Raw genomic sequence first — 15,976 nt, forward strand, 5'->3', positions numbered from 1 at the left:
CTGCGTGGCACCAAGCGTGAAGACGTTGAGCGTGGTCAGGTTCTGTCCAAGCCGGGTTCCATCACTCCGCACACCAAGTTCTCTGCTTCCGTATACGTACTGAGCAAAGACGAAGGCGGTCGTCACACTCCGTTCTTCGCTAACTACCGCCCACAGTTCTACTTCCGTACTACTGACGTGACTGGCGCTGTTAGCCTGTCCGAAGGCGTGGAAATGGTTATGCCAGGCGATAACGTAGAAATCACCGTAGAACTGATCGCTCCGATCGCTATGGAAGATGGCCTGCGTTTCGCGATCCGCGAAGGTGGCCGTACTGTTGGCGCCGGCGTGGTAGCAAAAATTATCGCTTGATGAAGGTTTTAGGCCAGTAGCTCAATTGGTAGAGTATCGGTCTCCAAAACCGAGGGTTGGGGGTTCGAGACCCTCCTGGCCTGCCAAATAAGACTAACCGGCGTTTACGCCGGTTAGTCTTTTCACGTATAAGCAACGCGAGAATTCATATGGAAATGCAAGATAAGCTTAAGGTCGGCTTGGTTGCTCTGCTGGTTACTGCGGGTGTTGTAGGTTTCTACCTGCTGCCGGAAACCCAAGGCATACTGCGTGTGCTGGTTTTTGTTGCTGCTGTTTTGGCTGCAGCTGGGGTATTCTGGTTTTCTGCACCAGGGCGCGAGTTTGTGTCTTACGCGCAAGAGTCGATTGTAGAGGCTCGCAAGGTGGTTTGGCCAACGCGTAAAGAAACAAGTCAAATGACCATGATGGTGTTTGTCTTTGTGTTTGTGCTTGCCTTGTTTATGTGGCTGGTTGACTCGTCGTTGTCCTGGCTCTTCTATGATGTATTGCTTCGTCGAGGTTGATAATGGCTAAGCGTTGGTATGTAGTGCATGCCTACTCGGGTTTCGAGAAGAGTGTGCAGAAGGCATTGAAAGAGCGTATCGAGCGCGAAAGCATGCAAGATCTCTTTGGCCAGGTTTTGGTGCCGGTCGAAGAGGTTGTGGATATCAAGAATGGCAAGCGCTCCATTTCCGAGCGCAAGTTCTTCCCGGGTTATGTGCTGGTCGAGATGGAGATGACCGACGACACCTGGCACCTGGTGAAGAGCACGCCTAAGGTTACCGGTTTCGTGGGTGGTACGGCCAACCGTCCGGCCCCTATCTCTGCCAAAGAGGTGGAGTCCATCATGCAGCAGATGCAGGATGGTGTGGAAAAGCCGAAGCCGAAAGTACTGTTCGAAGTGGGTGAGCGCGTTCGCGTTAATGAAGGCCCATTTACCGATTTCAATGGTTCGGTGGATGAGGTGAATTACGAGCGTAACAAGCTGCGCGTTTCTGTGCAGATTTTTGGTCGTGATACACCGGTTGAGCTGGATTTTTCCCAGGTCGAGAAGCTGTAACTATTGTTTTTAAAGAAGGTTTTGCGTATACTTACGCCCTTCGTGTGGGAAGCGCTGCATGTGCAGTGCGCTATACCCAAATTTAGGAGCTAAATCGTGGCAAAGAAAATTGTAGGCTATATCAAGCTGCAAGTGCCCGCTGGTAAAGCCAACCCGTCGCCGCCAATCGGCCCGGCTCTTGGTCAGCGCGGTCTGAACATCATGGAATTCTGCAAGGCGTTCAACGCCCAGACTCAAGGTGTTGAGCCAGGTCTGCCAATTCCTGTGGTGATCACTGCTTACGCGGACAAGTCCTTCACTTTCGTGATGAAGACCCCGCCGGCAACCATCCTGCTGAAAAAAGCCGCTGGCATCAAGTCCGGCAGTGCTAAAGCGCACGTTGACAAAGTTGGTAAAGTGACCCGCGCTCAGCTGGAAGAAATCGCTAAAACCAAAGCTCCTGACCTGACTGCTGCCGATCTGGATGCGGCCGTGCGTACTATCGCCGGTTCCGCCCGTTCCATGGGTCTCGAAGTGGAGGGTGTGTAAATGCCTAAGCTGTCCAAACGCGTTCAGGCGCTGAAAGCTCAAGTAGATCGCAACAAACTGTACGCAGTTGAAGAAGCGATCTCCATGGTTAAAGTTGCTGCTACTGCCAAGTTCGACGAGTCTATCGACATCGCCGTTAATCTGGGTGTGGACCCACGTAAATCCGACCAGGTTGTTCGTGGCTCCGTTGTGCTGCCACGCGGTACTGGCAAGTCGGTACGTGTTGCTGTGTTTGCTCAAGGTGCTAACGCCGAAGCCGCCAAAGCTGCTGGTGCTGAAGTTGTCGGTTTCGACGACTTGGCCGAGCAAGTTAAGGCTGGCAACCTGAACTTCGACGTAGTGATTGCTTCCCCGGATGCAATGCGCGTTGTAGGTCAACTGGGTCAGATCCTGGGCCCGCGTGGCCTGATGCCTAACCCGAAAGTAGGTACCGTTACTCCTAACGTAGCTGAAGCCGTGAAAAACGCTAAAGCTGGTCAGGTTCAGTATCGTACCGACAAGGCAGGTATCATTCACGCTACTATCGGTCGCGCTTCTTTCGAAGTTGAAGCCCTGCGTGAAAACTTTGCTGCTCTGGTAGATGCCCTGGTGAAAGCCAAGCCGGCCGCTGCCAAAGGTCAGTATCTGAAGAAAATCGCCGTATCCAGCACCATGGGTGTTGGCGTACGCGTAGATGTGGCTGCTGCTCAGGCTTAATTGCCGGTGGTAGTGCACATGCTCATGTAGCTCAGGGGTAGAGCACTCCCTTGGTAAGGGAGAGGTCGGCGGTTCAATTCCGCCCATGAGCACCAAGCTTTGGGCTGGCGAGCTTCGGCTCGCCAGATTATCAAAGACCGTAGGTGTGCATAACTTAATGCTCGAAAGAGTAGCCTACGCAGATGGTGTACCCTTAGAAGGCTTTTCAACGTTTACGCTCATGTAGCTCAGGGGTAGAGCACTCCCTTGGTAAGGGAGAGGTCGGCGGTTCAATTCCGCCCATGAGCACCATCCGTTTGTTATGTCTCCTGATTAGGTCGCCGCTGCAAAGAGGGGCAGGATTGCCTGCTTCATTTCAGTCTAGGAGGTGGACCTTGAGTCTCAATATCGAAGATAAAAAGGCGGTCGTAGCTGAAGTATCTGCTCAACTGGCAGATGCACAGACTCTCGTTATCGCTGAATATCGGGGCATCGAGGTTAGCAGCATGACCAAACTCCGCGCCAAGGCGCGTGAGAATGGCGTGTACCTGCGCGTTCTGAAGAACACGCTGGTACGCCGTGCGGTTGCTGGTACCCAGTTCGAAGCGCTGGCTGACCAAATGGTTGGCCCGCTGGTATACGGTGTATCTGTTGACCCGGTAGCTGCTGCCAAGGTGTTGCACCAGTTTGCCAAAGATGACAGCAAGATTGTTGTCAAGGCAGGTTCCTACAACGGCAAGCTGCTGAATGCTGCCGAAGTAGCCGAACTGGCATCTATCCCGAGCCGCGAAGAGCTGCTGTCCAAGCTGCTGTTCGTTATGCAGGCTCCGGTATCCGGTTTTGCCCGCGCTCTGGCCGCTCTGGCCGAGCAAAAGCAATCCGAAGCCGCTTAATTCATTCGAAATCAATAGTATTCAGGAGTTATACAAATGGCTATCACTAAAGAAGATATCCTCGAAGCAGTTGCTGGTCTGACTGTTATGGAACTGAACGACCTGGTAAAGGCGTTTGAAGAGAAGTTCGGCGTATCCGCTGCTGCTGTTGCCGTTGCTGGCCCGGCTGCTGGCGCTGCTGCTGCTGAAGAGAAAACCGAATTCGACGTTATCCTGTCCGCTGCTGGCGACAACAAAGTTAACGTGATCAAGGTTGTTCGTGCTATCACCGGTCTGGGCCTGAAAGAAGCCAAAGATCTGGTAGACGGCGCTCCTAAAGCAGTTAAAGAAGGCGTTTCCAAAGCTGAAGCTGACGACGTGCTGAAGCAACTGACCGACGCCGGCGCTAAGGCTGAAGTAAAATAATCTTCCTTAGGGAAGATTAGTCAGGCTGGCGGAGTAATCCGCCAGCCTTGTTGCGCTTGTGATGCTTTGCAAGATGGCAAAGGTCAGCATTCAAGTTGTGCGTGGTTGCTGACGTTTGGTTTCTTGCGCCACCCCCCCATGATGGAGACTCTATGAGTTATTCGTTTACTGAGAAGAAGCGTATTCGTAAAAGTTTTGCGAAGCGTAATACTGTTCTCGACGTCCCATTCCTGTTGGCGACCCAGATCGATTCGTACACCGAGTTTCTCCAGCTGGGTGTGCCGTTTGATCAGCGCAAGGATGTAGGCCTGCAGGCTGCATTCAAGTCGATCTTCCCGATCAACAGTCACAATGGTTTTGCACGTCTGGACTTTGTGCATTACGTACTGGGCGACCCGCCGTTCGATGTTCAGGAATGCCAGCTGCGCGGCATTACCTTTGCATCGCCACTGCGTGCACGTATCCGCCTGACCATTCTGGACAAAGAATCGTCCAAGCCTGTTGTAAAAGAAGTGCGCGAAAACGAAGTGTACATGGGTGAAATCCCCCTGATGACTTCGAACGGGTCGTTCATTATCAACGGGACCGAGCGTGTCATCGTTTCCCAGCTGCACCGTTCCCCGGGCGTGTTCTTCGAGCACGATCGCGGTAAAACGCATTCTTCCGGTAAACTGCTGTTCTCTGCTCGCGTGATTCCTTACCGCGGCTCCTGGCTGGACTTCGAGTTCGACGCCAAGGATCAGCTGTTCTTCCGTATTGACCGTCGTCGCAAGATGCCGGTGTCCATCCTGCTGAAGGCACTGGGCTACACCAACGAACGCATTCTGTCCGAGTTCTACAATACCGATACTTTCTACCTCACCGGCAACGGCGTGTTCATGAAAGTGGTTGCCGAGCGCCTGAAAGGCGAAGTGGCCAAGTTCGATATCGTGGGCGAAGACGGCAAACTGATCGTTGCCAAAGACAAGCGCATTACCGCCAAGCACATTCGCGATATCGTTGCGGCCAACCTGGACCGTATCGAAGTACCGTTTGACGTGCTGGTGGGCAAAGTGCTGGCCAACAACGTGGTGAACCCGGAAACCGGCGAGATCATCGCCCGTGCCAACGAGGAAATCACCGACGACCTGCTGGCCAAAATGGATATCCAGGACGTATCCGAAGTGGACGTGCTGTATACCAACGACCTGGACCACGGTGCTTACATCTCGCAAACCCTGCGTGGTGACGATACCGCCGACCAGCTGTCCGCCCGCGTGGCCATCTACCGCATGATGCGCCCAGGCGAGCCGCCAACAGAAGACGCAGTCGAGCAGCTGTTCCAGCGCCTGTTCTTCAACGAGGACAGCTACGACCTGTCCCGTGTTGGCCGCATGAAGTTCAACACCCGTACCTTCCAGTACAAATTCGACGAAAAATCGCCAGAGTGGTTCAAGACCCTGGTCGGTGAAAAGTTCGGCCACCGTCGTGATGTAACCGATGGCGTGCTGGCGACCGAAGATATCGTTTCCGTGATTGCCATCCTGTGCGAATTGCGTAACGGCCGTGGCGAAGTGGACGATATCGATCACTTGGGTAACCGTCGTGTGCGTTCGGTAGGCGAGCTGGCCGAGAACCAGTTCCGCGCTGGCCTGGTGCGTGTCGAGCGTGCCGTGAAAGAGCGTCTGAACCAGGCTGAATCCGACAACCTGATGCCGCATGACCTGATCAACGCCAAACCGGTTTCGGCAGCGATCAAGGAATTCTTCGGCTCCAGCCAGCTGTCGCAGTTCATGGACCAGACCAACCCGCTGTCCGAAGTGACCCACAAGCGCCGTGTATCGGCCCTGGGTCCTGGCGGTCTGACTCGCGAACGTGCCGGCTTCGAAGTACGTGACGTACACCCGACCCACTACGGCCGCGTGTGCCCGATCGAAACACCGGAAGGTCCGAACATCGGTCTGATCAACTCGCTGTCCGTGTACGCACGTACCAACGAGTTCGGCTTCCTGGAAACCCCGTACCGCAAGGTGATCGATAGCAAGGTAACCAACGAGATTGATTACCTGTCTGCTATCGAAGAAGGCCGTTACGTGATTGCTCAGGCTAACGCCGAGCTGGACGAAGCCGGCAACCTGATCGACGAGCTGGTTACCTGCCGCGAAAAAGGCGAAACCATTCTGGCCACGCCAGACCGCGTACAGTACATGGACGTGGCTACCGGCCAGGTGGTGTCGGTAGCGGCCTCGCTGATTCCGTTCCTGGAGCATGACGATGCAAACCGTGCCTTGATGGGCGCCAACATGCAACGTCAGGCTGTGCCTTGCCTGCGTCCGGAAAAACCGTTTGTCGGCACCGGTATCGAGCGCGATGTGGCTGTCGATTCGGGTACTACCGTGATCGCACGTCGTGGCGGTGTGGTGGACTACGTTGACGCGAACCGTGTTGTGGTGCGTGTGAACGACGAAGAAGCCATGGCCGGTGAAGTCGGTGTAGATATCTACAACCTGACCAAATTTACCCGTTCCAACCAGAACACCAACATCAACCAGCGTCCTATCGTGAAGGTAGGTGACCTGATTGCCCGCGGTGATGTGGTAGCTGACGGCGCTTCGACCGATATCGGTGAATTGGCACTGGGTCAGAACATGACCATCGCCTTTATGCCGTGGAACGGCTACAACTTCGAAGATTCGATCCTGATCTCCGAAAAAGTCGTAGCTGATGACCGCTACACTTCGATTCACATCGAAGAGCTGTCGGTTGTTGCACGTGATACCAAACTGGGGCCGGAAGAAATCTCCCGCGACATCCCGAACCTGTCCGAGCGTATGGCTGGCCGTCTGGACGACGCCGGTATCGTGTACATCGGTGCAGAAGTGACGGCTGGCGACGTGCTGGTGGGCAAGGTAACACCGAAGGGTGAGACCCAGCTGACACCGGAAGAGAAGCTGCTGCGCGCCATCTTCGGTGAGAAAGCCTCGGACGTTAAAGACACCTCGCTGCGCGTGCCTACCGGCATGACCGGCACCGTGATCGACGTACAGGTGTTCACCCGTGAAGGTATCGAGCGCGACAAGCGTGCCCAGTCCATCATTGATGCCGAACTGAAGCGCTACCGCCTGGACCTGAACGACCAGCTGCGTATTTTCGACAACGATGCCTTCAGCCGTATCGAGCGTCTGATCGTGGGCAAAGTAGCCAACGGCGGTCCGAAGCGTCTGGCCAAAGGCACCGAGATCGATACCGAGTACCTGGCCGGCCTGCCGACCAAGCACGACTGGTTCGATATCCGCATGGCTGATGAAGACATCGCCAAGCAGCTGGAACTGATCAAGGAAAGCCTGTCGCAGAAACGCGAAGAGTTTGACCTGAAGTTCGATGACAAGAAGCGCAAGCTGACCCAGGGCGATGAGCTGCCACCGGGCGTACAGAAGATGGTCAAGGTGTACATCGCCGTGAAGCGTCGTCTGCAAGCCGGTGACAAGATGGCCGGTCGTCACGGTAACAAGGGTGTGGTATCGCGCATTCTGCCAGTGGAAGACATGCCGTACATGGCAGATGGTCGCCCGGTAGACATCGTGCTGAACCCGCTGGGCGTACCGTCGCGTATGAACATCGGTCAGATTCTGGAAGTGCATCTGGGCTGGGCTGCCAAAGGTATCGGCGAACGTATCGACCGCATGCTGAAGCAACAGCAAGGTATGGAAGAGCTGCGCAGCTACCTGGAACGCATCTACAACGACACCGGCAAGAAAGTCGAGCTGGTGGATATGTCCGATGCCGAAGTGAAACTGCTGGCGGAAAACCTGCGCAAGGGTATGACTTTTGCGACACCGGTGTTTGACGGTGCCAAAGAGTCGGAAATCATGCACATGCTGAATCTGGCTTACCCAAGCGACGATGCGCATACCGAACAGCTGGGCTTCAATGGCAGCAAAACCCAGATGACGCTGTACGATGGCCGCTCCGGCGAAGCTTTCGACCGCAAGGTGACCGTGGGTGTCATGCACTACCTGAAGCTGCACCACTTGGTAGACGACAAAATGCACGCCCGTTCCACCGGCCCGTACTCGCTGGTGACCCAGCAGCCGCTGGGTGGTAAGGCACAGTTCGGTGGTCAGCGTTTCGGTGAGATGGAAGTGTGGGCACTGGAAGCTTACGGTGCCGCCTACACCCTGCAGGAAATGCTGACTGTGAAGTCGGACGATGTGACCGGTCGGACCAAGATCTACGAGAACATCGTCAAGGGCGAACACAAGATCGATGCCGGCATGCCGGAATCCTTCAACGTGCTGGTGAAGGAAATCCGTTCGCTGGGCCTGGATATCGACCTGGAACGTTATTAATTAGGTAAGGCAGTCTGCGGCCAACGTTGGCCGCAGGCTTCCTCCTGAATGGAGACGCAATGAAAGCTCTGCTCGATCTCTTTAAGCAAGTTACGCAAGAAGAAGAGTTTGATGCGATTAAGATCGGCATCGCCTCCCCGGACAAGATCCGTTCCTGGTCGTTCGGTGAAGTTAAAAAGCCAGAAACCATCAACTACCGGACATTCAAGCCGGAACGTGATGGCCTGTTCTGCGCACGCATTTTTGGCCCGGTAAAGGACTACGAATGCCTGTGCGGTAAGTACAAACGCCTGAAGCATCGCGGTGTGATCTGCGAGAAGTGCGGCGTGGAAGTTACCCTGTCCAAAGTGCGCCGCGAGCGCATGGGTCACATCGAGCTGGCGTCGCCTGTTGCGCACATCTGGTTCCTGAAGTCCCTGCCGTCCCGTCTGGGTATGGTGCTGGACATGACTCTGCGCGACATTGAACGCGTGCTGTACTTCGAAGCATTCGTGGTAACCGAGCCTGGTCTGACCAGCCTGCAGCCACGTCAGTTGCTGACCGAAGAAGACTACCTGGACAAGCTGGACGAGTACGGTGAAGAATTCGTTGCCCTGATGGGTGCCGAAGCCGTGCGCGAGCTGCTGAAGAAGCTGGACCTGACTTCCGAAATCGAGACCCTGCGTCGCGAACTGGAAGCTACCAGCTCTGACACCAAGATCAAGAAGATCGCCAAGCGCCTGAAAGTGCTTGAGGCCTTCCAGCGTTCCGGCATGAAGCCGGAATGGATGATCATGGAAGTGCTGCCAGTGCTGCCGCCCGAGCTGCGCCCGTTGGTGCCGCTGGATGGTGGCCGCTTCGCTACGTCCGACCTGAACGACCTGTACCGCCGCGTTATCAACCGTAACAACCGTCTGAAGCGCCTGCTCGAGCTGCGCGCCCCGGACATCATCGTGCGCAACGAAAAGCGCATGCTGCAAGAGTCGGTTGACTCGCTGCTGGATAACGGCCGTCGCGGTAAAGCCATGACTGGCGCTAACAAGCGCCCACTGAAGTCGCTGGCTGACATGATCAAGGGCAAGGGCGGTCGTTTCCGTCAGAACTTGCTGGGTAAGCGCGTGGACTACTCCGGTCGTTCCGTGATTACCGTAGGCCCGACCCTGCGTCTGCACCAGTGCGGTCTGCCGAAGAAAATGGCCCTGGAGCTGTTCAAGCCTTTCATCTTCCACAAACTGGAAGTACTGGGCCTGGCCTCCACCATCAAGGCTGCCAAGAAGCTGGTAGAGCAGGAAGTGCCGGAAGTATGGGACATCCTGGAAGACGTGATCCGCGAGCATCCGGTCCTGCTGAACCGTGCGCCTACGCTGCACCGTCTGGGTATCCAGGCTTTCGAACCACTGCTGATCGAAGGCAAGGCCATCCAGCTGCACCCGCTGGTCTGCGCGGCATTCAACGCCGACTTTGACGGTGACCAGATGGCCGTACACGTGCCGCTGTCGCTGGAAGCGCAGATGGAAGCCCGCACCCTGATGCTGGCAACCAACAACGTGCTGTCCCCAGCCAACGGCGAGCCGATCATCGTTCCTTCCCAGGATATCGTATTGGGTCTGTACTACATGACCCGCGACAAGATCAACGGCCGCAACGAAGGCATGGCTTTCGCTGACACCGCTGAAGTACATCGCGCTTACGAAACCCGCCAGGTGGAACTGGGCACGCGTATTACCGTGCGCCTGAAAGAGTGGGAAAAAGACGATCAAGGCGAATTCGTGGCGGTAACCAAGCGTTACAACACCACCGTTGGCCGCGCGATCCTGTCCGAGATCCTGCCAAAAGGCCTGCCATTCGAGTTCATCAACCGTGCGTTGAAGAAGAAAGAAATTTCCCGTCTGATCAACGGCTCCTTCCGTCGTTGCGGTATCCGCGACACGGTGATCTTTGCCGACCAGCTGATGTACACCGGTTTTGCCTACTCTACCCGTGGTGGTATTTCCATCTGCGTGGACGACATGCAAATCCCGGCGAAGAAATTCGACCTGCTGGGCGAAGCACAGAAAGAAGTCAAAGAGATCGAAGAGCAATACCGTCAAGGTCTGGTTACCCAGGGCGAACGCTACAACAAGGTAGTGGATATCTGGGGTCGTACCGGCGACAAGATCGCCAAGGCCATGATGGACGAGCTGTCCAAGCAGAAAGTTATCGATCGCGAAGGCAACGAAGTCGATCAAGAGTCGTTCAACTCCATTTACATGATGGCCGACTCGGGCGCCCGGGGTTCCGCAGCGCAGATCAAACAGCTGGCCGGTATGCGTGGTCTGATGGCCAAGCCTGATGGCTCCATTATCGAAACACCAATTACCGCCAACTTCCGCGAAGGCCTGACGGTTCTGCAGTACTTTATCTCCACCCACGGTGCACGTAAGGGTCTGGCGGATACGGCACTGAAGACCGCCAACTCCGGTTACCTGACTCGCCGTCTGGTAGACGTGACGCAGGATCTGGTGGTGATCGAGGACGATTGCGGCACCTCCAACGGCTTCGTGATGAAAGCCGTGGTACAGGGTGGTGATGTGATCGAAGCCCTGCGCGACCGCATTCTGGGCCGTGTGACTGCTAGCGATGTTGTGGATCCGTCCACCAGCGAAACTGTGATCGAAGCCGGCACCCTGCTGGACGAAGCGCTGGTTGACCTGATCGACGAGCGTGGCATCGACGAAGTCAAGGTACGTACCGCTATCACTTGCGACACCCGCTACGGCTTGTGCGCACAGTGCTACGGCCGCGACCTGGCACGTGGTAAGCGTGTTAACGCTGGTGAAGCTGTCGGCGTGATCGCTGCACAGTCGATTGGTGAGCCGGGTACCCAGCTGACCATGCGTACCTTCCACATTGGTGGTGCAGCATCGCGAAATGCCGCTGCCAGCCAGGTAGAAGGTAAATCCAACGGTACCGTACGCTTCTCCAGCCAGATGCGTTATGTGAAGAACAACAAGGAAGAGCTGATCGTGATCAGCCGTTCCGGTGAAGTGGTGATTCACGATGACGTTGGCCGCGAGCGCGAACGCCATAAAGTGCCGTACGGCGCGACCCTGATGGTGACCGACGGTCTGACCATCAAGGCCGGTGCAGTGCTGGCAACGTGGGATCCGCACACCCGTCCGATCATCACCGAGTACTCTGGCCGCGTGAAGTTCGAGAACGTGGAAGAGGGCGCCACCGTTGCCAAGCAGACCGACGAAGTAACCGGTCTGTCCACCCTGGTGGTGATCGACAACAAGCGTCGCGCCAGTGCGCAGTCCAAAATGCTGCGCCCGTTGGTGAAGCTGCTGGACGAAAACGGCAACGAAGTGAAGCTGGCTGGTTCCGATGCGTCCGTATCGATTACCTTCCAGGTTGGCGCGATCATTACCGTGCGTGATGGTCAGGAAGTCGGTAAAGGTGAAGTGCTGGCACGTATTCCGCAAGAATCGTCCAAGACTCGCGATATTACCGGTGGTCTGCCACGTGTGGCCGAGCTGTTCGAAGCCCGTTCGCCGAAAGATGCCGGCATGCTGGCAGAGGTAACAGGTACTGTTTCCTTCGGTAAGGACACCAAGGGCAAGCAACGTCTGATCATTACCGATCTGGACGGCAATGCCTACGAAAGCCTGATCCCGAAAGACAAACACGTACTGGTGCACGATGGTCAGGTAGTGAACCGCGGCGAATTGATCGTCGACGGCGCTGTCGATCCGCACGACATCCTGCGTCTGCAGGGTATCGAAGCGCTGGCCCGCTACATTGGCCAGGAAGTGCAAGAAGTGTACCGTCTGCAGGGCGTGAAGATTAACGACAAGCACATCGAGGTGATTGTTCGCCAGATGCTGCGTCGTGTGGTGATCACCGATTCCGGCGATACCGATTTCATCACCGGTGAACAGGTAGAGCGCGCCGAAGTGCTGGAGACCAACGACCAGATGGCTGCCGAAGGCAAGATCCCGGCGCAGTACGACAACGTACTGCTGGGTATTACCAAGGCATCGCTGTCTACCGACTCCTTCATCTCGGCCGCTTCCTTCCAGGAAACTACCCGCGTGCTGACCGAAGCGGCGATCATGGGCAAGAAAGATGATCTGCGTGGTCTGAAAGAAAACGTGATCGTTGGCCGTCTGATCCCGGCAGGTACTGGTCTTGCTTACCACCGCAACCGTCGCCGTCAGAACGCTACTGGTGATCTGAATGTCGAGTTTGCACCGCTTGAAGAGCAGATCGACGCTGGCTCTAGTACACACTAAGTTGTACTAAACCCAAAAAACGCTGTCCTATCAACGTCTAACGTTGGTAGGGCAGCGTTATTTCATTGACGCTAAGTGGTTGACTAAAATATAATCCACGTCTTTCTTGGTGGTATGGTGCCGTCAAGAAGATCAACTAGGAACTGATAGTAATGCCAACTATTAACCAACTCGTTCGCAAAGGCCGCACTGCGGTTCTGTCGAAGAGCAAGGTGCCTGCACTGGAGGCCTGCCCGCAGAAGCGTGGCGTGTGCACCCGTGTATACACCACTACCCCGAAGAAACCGAACTCCGCTCTGCGTAAAGTGTGCAAGGTTCGCCTGACCAACGGCTTCGAAGTGATCTCCTACATCGGTGGTGAAGGCCACAACCTGCAGGAACACTCCGTAGTGCTGATCCGTGGCGGTCGTGTAAAAGACTTGCCAGGTGTGCGTTACCACACTGTTCGCGGTTCGCTGGATACTGCTGGCGTTAAAGACCGTAAGCAAGCTCGCTCCAAGTACGGCGCGAAGCGTCCTAAGTAATTTTAGGGCATTAAGCGGCGGATACGTCCGTCGAGTAAGTGGCTGCTTTGTTGAGTAGTCGCGAGCATAAGCTCAACTGAATATAGTGAAGGAATTGAAATGCCAAGACGCAGAGAAGTGCCTAAGCGCGACATCCTGCCGGATCCGAAGTTTGGTAGCCAGGATCTGACCAAATTCATGAACGTTGTAATGATCGACGGCAAGAAATCTGTTGCTGAACGCATCATTTACGGCGCTCTCGCTCAAATCGAGAAAAAGACCGGCAAAAACGCGGTAGAAGTGTTCAACACTGCTATCTCCAACGCCAAGCCGATCGTTGAAGTAAAAAGCCGCCGTGTAGGTGGTGCAAACTATCAAGTTCCTGTTGAAGTACGTCCTTCCCGCCGCCTGGCGCTGGCAATGCGCTGGTTGCGCGATGCTGCGCGTAAGCGTGGCGAAAAATCCATGGACCTGCGTCTGGCTGGCGAGCTGATCGATGCAGCTGAAGGCCGTGGCGGCGCGATGAAGAAGCGTGACGAAGTTCACCGTATGGCTGAAGCCAACAAGGCGTTCTCGCACTTCCGCTTCTAATATTCATCCTGCGAAAGGATTCTGGCCATGGCTAGGAAAACCCCCATTGAGCGCTACCGTAATATTGGTATCTCTGCTCACATTGATGCTGGTAAGACCACTACCACCGAACGTATCCTGTTCTATACCGGTGTAAACCACAAGATCGGTGAAGTGCATGATGGCGCAGCCACCATGGACTGGATGGAACAAGAGCAAGAGCGCGGTATTACCATCACTTCCGCTGCAACCACTACCTTCTGGAAAGGTATGGGCCTGCAGTTCCCGGAACACCGCTTCAACATCATTGACACCCCGGGTCACGTTGACTTCACTATCGAAGTAGAACGTTCCATGCGTGTTCTGGATGGCGCGGTAATGGTTTACTGCGCAGTAGGTGGCGTACAGCCTCAGTCTGAAACCGTATGGCGTCAGGCTAATAAGTACAAAGTGCCGCGTATTGCCTTCGTGAACAAGATGGACCGTCAAGGTGCCAACTTCTTCCGTGCCGTAGAGCAGGTGAAAACCCGTCTGCGTGGTAACCCGGTGCCTATCGTTGTGCCTATCGGTGCTGAAGACGGCTTCGAAGGCGTGGTAGATCTGCTGAAAATGAAGGCCATCATCTGGGATGAAGCTTCCCAGGGTATGAAATTCGAATACGGCGAGATCCCGGCTGAGCTGGTAGCGGTTGCTGAAGAGTGGCGCGAGAAAATGGTTGAAGCGGCGGCAGAAGTCGACGAAGACACCATGAACAAGTACCTGGAAGGCGAAACCCTGAGCGAAGAAGAAATCGTTCACGGTCTGCGTCAGCGTACCCTGCGTTGCGAAATCCAGCCGATGCTGTGCGGTTCCGCGTTCAAGAACAAAGGCGTTCAGCGCATGCTGGATGCCGTGATTGAGCTGCTGCCTAGCCCGCTGGATGTTCCTCCAGTACCGGGTGAGAACGAAGATGGTACTGCTACCATTCGCGAAGCTTCTGACGAAGCACCGTTCTCCGCGCTGGCATTCAAGCTGATGAACGACCCGTACGTAGGTCAGCTGACCTTCTTCCGTGTTTACTCTGGTGTGGTTAACTCTGGCGACACCCTGCTGAACTCGGTTAAAGGCAAGAAAGAGCGCATGGGCCGTATCGTGCAGATGCACGCTAACGACCGTCAGGAAATCACCGAAGTACGTGCGGGCGATATCGCCGCAGGTATCGGCCTGAAAGAAGTGACCACTGGTGAAACCCTGTGTGCTATTGACTCCCCGATCATTCTGGAACGCATGGTGTTCCCGGAGCCGGTGATTCACGTAGCTGTTGAGCCGAAAACCAAAGCCGACCAGGAGAAGATGGGTGTTGCCCTGAACCGCCTGGCCAAGGAAGATCCTTCCTTCCGCGTACGTACCGATGAAGAATCGGCACAAACCATCATTTCCGGCATGGGCGAATTGCACCTGGAAATTCTGGTTGACCGTATGCGTCGCGAATTTGGTGTTGAAGCCAACGTGGGTGCGCCGCAAGTGGCATACCGCGAAACCATCACCAAGACTGTTGCTGACGTGCAAGGTAAGCACGCCAAGCAGTCTGGCGGTAAAGGTCAGTACGGTGATTGTACAATCACTCTGGAACCGTCCGGCGAAGGTCAAGGCTACAAGTTCATCGACGAGATCAAGGGCGGCGTGATTCCTCGCGAATTCATCCCTTCCGTTGATAAGGGTATCCGTAACTCGCTGAACAACGGTATTCTGGCTGGCTATCCGGTTGTGGACGTTACTGTTCGTCTGACCTTCGGTTCCTACCACGATGTTGACTCGTCGCAGATCGCGTTTGAATTGGCCGGCTCGCTGGCATTCAAAGAAGCCATGCGTCGTGCAGGTCCTTGCATCCTCGAGCCGATGATGGCCGTTGAAGTAGAGACCCCTGAAGAATACATGGGTGACGTGATGGGTGACCTGAACCGTCGTCGCGGTATTGTTCAAGGTATGGACGATGATGGTCTGGGTGGCAAGAAAATCAAGGCAGAGGTTCCTCTGTCCGAGATGTTCGGCTACTCCACCGACCTGCGTTCCGCTACCCAGGGCCGTGCTACTTACTCCATGGAGTTCAAGCACTACTCTGAAGCACCGAAGCACATCGCTGAAGCAGTGATGACTGCCCGTAAATAATTTGCGCGTTGAGGTTGGCCGCAGGCGCGGCCAACCTTTGAACTGTTTGTTCTTTAATTAAGGAAGTTTGCAAAATGGCAAAAGAAAAGTTTGCGCGGACCAAGCCGCACGTAAACGTTGGTACCATCGGTCACGTGGATCACGGTAAAACTACCCTGACCGCTGCTATCACCACCATTCTGTCCAAGAAATTCGGCGGCGAAGCTAAAGACTACTCCCAGATCGACAGCGCGCCAGAAGAAAAAGCCCGCGGTATTACCATTAACACCGCTCACGTAGAATA

13 protein-coding genes and 3 tRNA genes are annotated in these 15,976 nt (G+C 55.2%); all 16 read left to right on the forward strand.

Annotated features, from left to right (window positions below; all coding sequences use genetic code 11):
• Nucleotides 1-351, forward strand: a 351-nt coding sequence (locus tag PQU95_RS18215) for an EF-Tu C-terminal domain-related protein (protein WP_502654473.1), incomplete at its 5' end; no start/stop codon positions are given.
• Between the two features lie 10 nt (nt 352-361).
• Nucleotides 362-437 (forward strand) — tRNA-Trp (locus PQU95_RS18220).
• A 63-nt stretch (nt 438-500) separates the two neighbouring features.
• Nucleotides 501-854, forward strand: coding sequence for a preprotein translocase subunit SecE (secE, locus tag PQU95_RS18225; protein WP_272753324.1), 354 nt, complete (start codon nt 501-503; stop codon nt 852-854).
• Between the two features lie 2 nt (nt 855-856).
• Nucleotides 857-1,390 carry a transcription termination/antitermination protein NusG gene (gene nusG, locus PQU95_RS18230; protein ID WP_026107682.1) on the forward strand — a complete coding sequence of 178 codons (534 nt, stop codon included), beginning with the start codon at nt 857-859 and terminating at the stop codon, nt 1,388-1,390.
• Between the two features lie 96 nt (nt 1,391-1,486).
• Nucleotides 1,487-1,918, forward strand: a complete 432-nt coding sequence (gene rplK / locus PQU95_RS18235; protein WP_017507387.1) for a 50S ribosomal protein L11 — start codon at nt 1,487-1,489, stop codon at nt 1,916-1,918.
• Nucleotides 1,919-2,614: a 50S ribosomal protein L1 gene (rplA, locus tag PQU95_RS18240; protein ID WP_272753325.1), complete on the forward strand. Its 696-nt coding sequence runs from the start codon at nt 1,919-1,921 to the stop codon at nt 2,612-2,614.
• 20 nt (nt 2,615-2,634) lie between these two features.
• Nucleotides 2,635-2,709: transfer RNA gene (locus tag PQU95_RS18245), tRNA-Thr, on the forward strand.
• Between the two features lie 121 nt (nt 2,710-2,830).
• Nucleotides 2,831-2,905: transfer RNA gene (locus PQU95_RS18250), tRNA-Thr, on the forward strand.
• An 83-nt stretch (nt 2,906-2,988) separates the two neighbouring features.
• Nucleotides 2,989-3,486, forward strand: coding sequence for a 50S ribosomal protein L10 (rplJ, locus tag PQU95_RS18255; RefSeq protein WP_272753326.1), 498 nt, complete (start codon nt 2,989-2,991; stop codon nt 3,484-3,486).
• A gap of 36 nt (nt 3,487-3,522) precedes the next feature.
• Nucleotides 3,523-3,891, forward strand: coding sequence for a 50S ribosomal protein L7/L12 (gene rplL / locus PQU95_RS18260; RefSeq protein WP_147695191.1), 369 nt, complete (start codon nt 3,523-3,525; stop codon nt 3,889-3,891).
• A gap of 152 nt (nt 3,892-4,043) precedes the next feature.
• The gene (gene rpoB, locus PQU95_RS18265) at nt 4,044-8,219 is read left to right on the forward strand and encodes a DNA-directed RNA polymerase subunit beta (protein ID WP_272753327.1); all 4,176 of its coding nucleotides are present in this window, start codon (nt 4,044-4,046) and stop codon (nt 8,217-8,219) included.
• Nucleotides 8,220-8,278: 59 nt separating this feature from the next.
• A complete protein-coding gene (gene rpoC / locus PQU95_RS18270; protein ID WP_272753328.1) occupies nt 8,279-12,472 on the forward strand; it encodes a DNA-directed RNA polymerase subunit beta' in 4,194 nt (1,397 codons plus the stop codon).
• A gap of 152 nt (nt 12,473-12,624) precedes the next feature.
• Entirely contained in the window at nt 12,625-12,996 is a 372-nt protein-coding gene (rpsL, locus tag PQU95_RS18275; RefSeq protein WP_017507381.1) for a 30S ribosomal protein S12, read from the forward strand.
• Between the two features lie 99 nt (nt 12,997-13,095).
• Complete coding sequence (gene rpsG, locus PQU95_RS18280; RefSeq protein ID WP_017507380.1) at nt 13,096-13,566, forward strand: 30S ribosomal protein S7; 471 nt, start codon at nt 13,096-13,098, stop codon at nt 13,564-13,566.
• A gap of 27 nt (nt 13,567-13,593) precedes the next feature.
• Nucleotides 13,594-15,693, forward strand: coding sequence for an elongation factor G (fusA, locus tag PQU95_RS18285; RefSeq protein WP_272753329.1), 2,100 nt, complete (start codon nt 13,594-13,596; stop codon nt 15,691-15,693).
• A 74-nt stretch (nt 15,694-15,767) separates the two neighbouring features.
• A partial coding sequence (locus PQU95_RS18290) for a GTP-binding protein (RefSeq protein WP_272750815.1) occupies nt 15,768-15,976 on the forward strand: 209 nt, incomplete at its 3' end.

Source organism: Vogesella aquatica (genome assembly GCF_028548455.1).
Classification (GTDB): domain Bacteria; phylum Pseudomonadota; class Gammaproteobacteria; order Burkholderiales; family Chromobacteriaceae; genus Vogesella; species Vogesella aquatica.